The organism is Staphylococcus sp. EG-SA-2 (genome assembly GCF_017152085.1).
In genome coordinates this window covers 1-5,575 of sequence record NZ_JACYHC010000434.1, presented here as the reverse complement: position 1 = coordinate 5,575, position 5,575 = coordinate 1, and the positions used below count along the sequence as shown (strand labels likewise).

General features: G+C 30.2%; 6 protein-coding genes and 1 pseudogene. 2 read left to right on the top strand and 5 right to left on the bottom strand.

Going from position 1 to position 5,575, the window contains the following annotated elements; translation table 11 throughout:
• The 3 genes from agrC to IDG60_RS05365 all read right to left on the bottom strand — a co-directional run.
• On the bottom strand, positions 1 to 1,249 hold a 1,249-nt coding region (gene agrC / locus IDG60_RS05375; RefSeq protein ID WP_206160543.1), incomplete at its 3' end, for a quorum-sensing sensor histidine kinase AgrC.
• Between the two features lie 29 nt (positions 1,250 to 1,278).
• Positions 1,279 to 1,422 carry a cyclic lactone autoinducer peptide AIP-II precursor gene (agrD, locus tag IDG60_RS05370; protein ID WP_001094921.1) on the bottom strand — a complete coding sequence of 48 codons (144 nt, stop codon included), beginning with the start codon at positions 1,420 to 1,422 and terminating at the stop codon, positions 1,279 to 1,281.
• A 2-nt stretch (positions 1,423 to 1,424) separates the two neighbouring features.
• Positions 1,425 to 1,988, bottom strand: a complete 564-nt coding sequence (locus IDG60_RS05365; RefSeq protein ID WP_001105696.1) for an accessory gene regulator AgrB — start codon at positions 1,986 to 1,988, stop codon at positions 1,425 to 1,427.
• Positions 1,989 to 2,277: 289 nt separating this feature from the next.
• Between IDG60_RS05365 and hld the strand changes: the two genes are divergently transcribed.
• Entirely contained in the window at positions 2,278 to 2,358 is an 81-nt protein-coding gene (gene hld / locus IDG60_RS27400) for a delta-hemolysin (protein ID WP_000046022.1), read from the top strand.
• 599 nt (positions 2,359 to 2,957) lie between these two features.
• Here hld and IDG60_RS05355 read toward each other — a convergent pair.
• Complete coding sequence (locus tag IDG60_RS05355; protein WP_000867951.1) at positions 2,958 to 3,743, bottom strand: carbon-nitrogen family hydrolase; 786 nt, start codon at positions 3,741 to 3,743, stop codon at positions 2,958 to 2,960.
• 360 nt (positions 3,744 to 4,103) lie between these two features.
• Complete coding sequence (locus tag IDG60_RS05350) at positions 4,104 to 4,730, bottom strand: nitroreductase family protein (RefSeq protein WP_000522381.1); 627 nt, start codon at positions 4,728 to 4,730, stop codon at positions 4,104 to 4,106.
• Between the two features lie 196 nt (positions 4,731 to 4,926).
• Here IDG60_RS05350 and IDG60_RS05345 point away from each other — a divergent pair.
• Positions 4,927 to 5,575: pseudogene (locus tag IDG60_RS05345) on the top strand (SdrH family protein); the annotation flags it as partial.

Genomic DNA, 5,575 nt, shown 5'->3' with positions numbered 1-5,575 from the left:
AACCATTTTCGATAATTGTATCTAATAAGACATTGTCTGCATTATCAGCAATTTCTTTTAAAGTTGATAGACCTAAACCACGACCTTCACCTTTAGTAGAAAAACTTTCTTGGAACAATTCATGAATGCGTGGTATATCATCAGCGCATTTATTCATAACAATAAACGTTACTGAATTTTCACTTTCAATAAATGCAACGCGAATGATAGGGTCATCAATTTCAGTTGATGCCTCAATTGCATTATCAAGAATAATACCAATACTGCGACTTAAATCGATCATATTCAAGTTAATGCTACTTACTTCATCGGGTATTTCGATACTAATTGGAATATTCATTTCTTGTGCACGTAAAATTTTCGCAGTAATTAAGCCTTTTATCTCACGTACTTTAAGATTCTCGATACCATTTAATTTAATAGCATTCATCTGCAAATTATCTTTCATAGGTACAATATTTTTATTGAAATAAGCGCGTAGACCAATCATGTCATCTTCGCGAATGTATTCTGAAAGTGTCGTTAAGATATTGACATAATCATGACGGAACTTGCGCATTTCATTATTAATTGCTTCAATCTTTAATGTGTATTCGTAATAGGTCTCAATTTCTTCTTGATTTCGTTTGTATTTCATCTCTTTAAGGGTGAAAAGCGACATTATAAGTATTACAACAGAGATAAAAATTATTAATCCTATAAATACAAGTGCATATGGAATTAAGCTATCACCGTTTGAACTTGTATTTGTAGAATAAATATAAAAAAATGCAAATGTTGCAAATAATACGAATGAAATTATAATCATATAAGTTTTATTTAAAGATAAGTATGATTTTTTAAATTTCTTTAGAGATATTCTTACCAAATATGTCGCTAATAATGAAACTGATGAAAAAGAAAGTATATATAATGGTAAGAGTATTGCAGGATCAGTAGTGTATTTTCTTAAAGTTAAAAACAAACCTACTGTTGCAAAATTACTCAAATACATTATGATCATGGTCACTAAAATTGTTACTATTGCATAGTACTTTAATTTAAAGAATAAAAATATGATAGATGAAAAAGTTGGAATCAATACGGCTCTACTTCCATAGAAGTAATACAAAAACATGGTTGGAATTATAATTCCAACTATAATAAAATAATCCCTTAAATTAAATTTAACAAAGGAAATGAATTTGGCTACTGTAAAAAGTATTACTAATTGAAAAGTGGCCATAGCTAAGTTGTTTATTGTTTCCATATGCTACACACTTTCTAAAATAACTTTTACTATTTGTCGTATAAATTCGTTAATTCAGCGGGTACTTTAGGTTCATCAAATAAACTGCTGCAAGCGTTTACGCCACCGACAATTCCGATTGCTTTAGCTAATTTAATTATAAAATCAAAAAACATATTAACAAGTGTATTCATGATTAATCCTCCTTAGGGAAAAAAATAGGTAATAATGTAATAGATTCCACTAAAATTCCTAATAACATAAATTGAGCATAAAATGGATGTATTATTAAGGATAGAATCAAAACTAATAAATACATAATTATAGATAAATACTTTTTACGTTTTACTAATTTTATTGGTATAGGTTGCTTTTTCGTTGCTGCAGGTGCATAAATAACAACGGAAATCAATCCTATAATAGATAAGGCCAGTAAATAAGTAAAATTAATGTCTATATTAATTAGAAAATAAGGTACAAATACAAATGTTAAAATACTTTGTATGTAACAAAGTATCGAAGACTTTGCATGAGCACCATGTGCATTATAGCGTATTAACATATAGGATAAGTGTGTAACTAAGGTAAACAAAAATACACTTAAGAATATAGAAATACTATATGTTACAAGTATTTTAAAAAAATTACCAACTATAATTTGCATCCCTAAACGTACTTGCAAAAATTGAATATGATCTAAGTTATTTCTCTTTTGAAGATACGTGGCAAACTGGTCAATTTTGTTATCAAAATAATTCAATTTTACACCACTCTCCTCACTGTTATTATACGATTTAGTACAATCTTTTATCATTATATTGCCTAACTGTAGGAAATAAATACTTAACTGTTAAATGTAATTTGTATTTAATATTTTAACATAAAAAAATTTACAGTTAAGAATAAAAAACGACTAGTTAAGAAAAATTGGAAAATAAATGCTTTTAGCATGTTTTAATATAACTAGATCACAGAGATGTGATGGAAAATAGTTGATGAGTTGTTTAATTTTAAGAATTTTTATCTTAATTAAGGAAGGAGTGATTTCAATGGCACAAGATATCATTTCAACAATCGGTGACTTAGTAAAATGGATTATCGACACAGTGAACAAATTCACTAAAAAATAAGATGAATAATTAATTACTTTCATTGTAAATTTGTTATCTTCGTATAGTACTAAAAGTATGAGTTATTAAGCCATCCCAACTTAATAACCATGTAAAATTAGCAAGTGAGTAACATTTGCTAGTAGAGTTAGTTTCCTTGGACTCAGTGCTATGTATTTTTCTTAATTATCATTACAGATAATTATTTCTAGCATGTAAGCTATCGTAAACAACATCGATTTATCATTATTTGATAAATAAAATTTTTTTCATAATTAATAACATCCCCAAAAATAGATTGAAAAAATAACTGTAAAACATTCCCTTAATAATAAGTATGGTCGTGAGCCCCTCCCAAGCTCGCGGCCTTTTTTATTGTAATAAAGAAGGGGAGAGTTAATCCTCATTATGAGACCCACCGTTAAAATATATGAATAAGTCTAATGTTGGAAAAGGTCAAAAAATTAATCAATTTAATTAAGAAAATCATTCATTTGCAAAGGGCGAAATGGATTCTTACTGAGTTATCTATTATAAAAAAATAAACATAGACTTATGAAAAATCTCTCATAAATCTATGTTTAGTCATGACATGTGTTAAATATTATTTCGGGCGCTTCTTATTTATACAAATCTAATTTAATACTTTTAAATACAGGTATATTTTCGCGTTGCTGTTCTACTTCATTTAAGTTTAAATCTACAGTCAAAATATCTGCGGATTCATTTAATTCTCCAACTAAATCTCCATTTGGGTTTATAACTATCGAATGACCAGCATATTCTGTGTTACCATCGAATCCAGTGCTATTAGTTCCAATGACAAACATATTATTTTCAATTGCACGTGCCTTTAGTAATGAATGCCAATGTTGAAGACGTGACATAGGCCATTGCGCCACATAAAATGCAATTTTAGCACCACTACGAGCAGGATATCTTAATAATTCTGGAAAACGTAAATCATAACAGATAAGTTGGGTCACATAAGTACCGTCAGACAATTGAAAGGGTTCAGCTACGTTTTCGCCAGCGGTTAAAAATTCATGCTCTCTTAACATAGGAACTAAATGAACTTTGTCGTATTCATTAATCAGCTGGCCACTTTTATTCACACTAAAAGCTGTATTAAATATTTGATAGTTTCTAATGTTAGAAACTGACCCAGCTACGATATCGACTTTATATTTTTCAGCTAAATGTTTAATAAATGAAAAACTTTGTCCTAGATTATTATCTGCTTTTTCATTTAAATGCTCTAAATCATAGCCATTATTCCACATTTCAGGTAAAACGACTACATCTACTTCAGCATTCATATTTTTTTCGAACCATTGTGTTATTTGAGTTTCATTTTTAGAACTATCTCCAAAAATAATCGGTAATTGATAAATTTGGACTTTCATAACATCGCATCCTTGATAGATCTTATATATAACTTACTAAAAGTTATGTTGAAACGCAAAAAACGAGCCCAAGACATAAAATCAAAGTCCTAGGCTCTACAATGTTATATTGACAGTAGTTGATGGGGCCCCAACATAGAGAAATTGGAACACCAATTTCTACAGACAATGCAAGTTGGGGTGGGCTCTAACATAAAGAAATACTTTTTCTTTAGAAATTAGTATTTCTTATACATGAGTTTTACTCATGTATTCCTATTCTTAAGTGCACATTAGCAGCGGCTAATGTGTAAGAACTACTACATAATGAATAACTAATGATTCTTTATCATTTCTGTCCCATTCTTAACAATATATTGATTATTTTTTTATTACGAAACGATCTTCCACTGGATTAAATGTTTTTTCGCCAGCAGCTTCACGAATATCACCAAATGGCATTTGAGCAATAAGTTTCCAACTTTTAGGAATATTAAATTCTTTTGAAGTCATCTCATCGACAAGTGGATTATAGTGTTGTAATGAAGCACCTATGCCTTTAGTAGCTAATGCAGTCCAAATTGCAAATTGATGCATGGCATTTGTTTGAGTTGACCATATTGCAAAATTATCATAGTAGTTTGGCATTTGTTCTTGTAAACCACTTACAACATCTTGATCTTCATAAAACAAAATTGTACCGTATGAATGTTTGAAGTTATCAATTTTTTGTTCAGTTGGCTCGAAATCACGATTCTCTCCCATGACTTCTTTTAAAATTGCTTTTGTGTTATCCCAAAATTTATTATTGTTGTCATTTAACAAGAGAACAATTCTAGTTGATTGAGAATTAAATGATGAAGGAACATGTTTAACTGCATGTGCAATCATTGATTCTAATTCGTCATCGCTAATTGATATCGAATCTTTCAAATTATATATTGAACGTCTTTCTTCCATTGCATTGTCAAAAGTCATTGCTTTTTTATCTTTTTTAAATAAGCCCATAATTATTGCTCCTTCTTTAGTAAAGAATACTTAATAGACTAAGTATAAAATTTATACTCGTACTTGTAAAGCAATATTTACGAAAATTTCAAGAATATTAATATTCATTTTCAAATTCCAAATATAAATGCATTTTCAACGCATATTTATTATACTTAGATTAATACTTACATGAAAAAGGGAGGTGTCTCGTGAAATGTCATATCATTGGTTTAAGAAAATGTTACTTTCAACAAGTATTTTAATTTTAAGTAGTAGTAGTTTAGGGCTTGCAACGCACACAGTTGAAGCAAAGGATAACTTAAATGGAGAAAAACCAACTACTAATTTGAATCATAATATAACTTCACCATCAGTAAATAGTGAAATGAATAATAATGAGACTGGGACACCTCACGAATCAAATCAAACGGGTAATGAAGGAACAGGTTCGAATAGTCGTGATGCTAATCCTGATTCGAATAATGTGAAGCCAGACTCAAACAACCAAAACCCAAGTACAGATTCAAAACCAGACCCAAATAACCAAAACCCAAGTCCGAATCCTAAACCAGATCCAGATAACCCGAAACCAAAACCGGATCCAAAACCAGACCCAGATAAACCAAAGCCAAATCCGAATCCAAAACCAGACCCTAATAAGCCAAATCCTAACCCGTCACCAGATCCCGATCAACCTGGGGATTCCAATCATTCTGGTGGCTCGAAAAATGGGGGGACATGGAACCCAAATGCTTCAGATGGATCTAATCAAGGTCAATGGCAACCAAATGGGAATCAAGGAAACTCACAAAATCCTACTGGTAATGATTTTGTATCCCAACGATTTTTAGCCTTGGCAAATG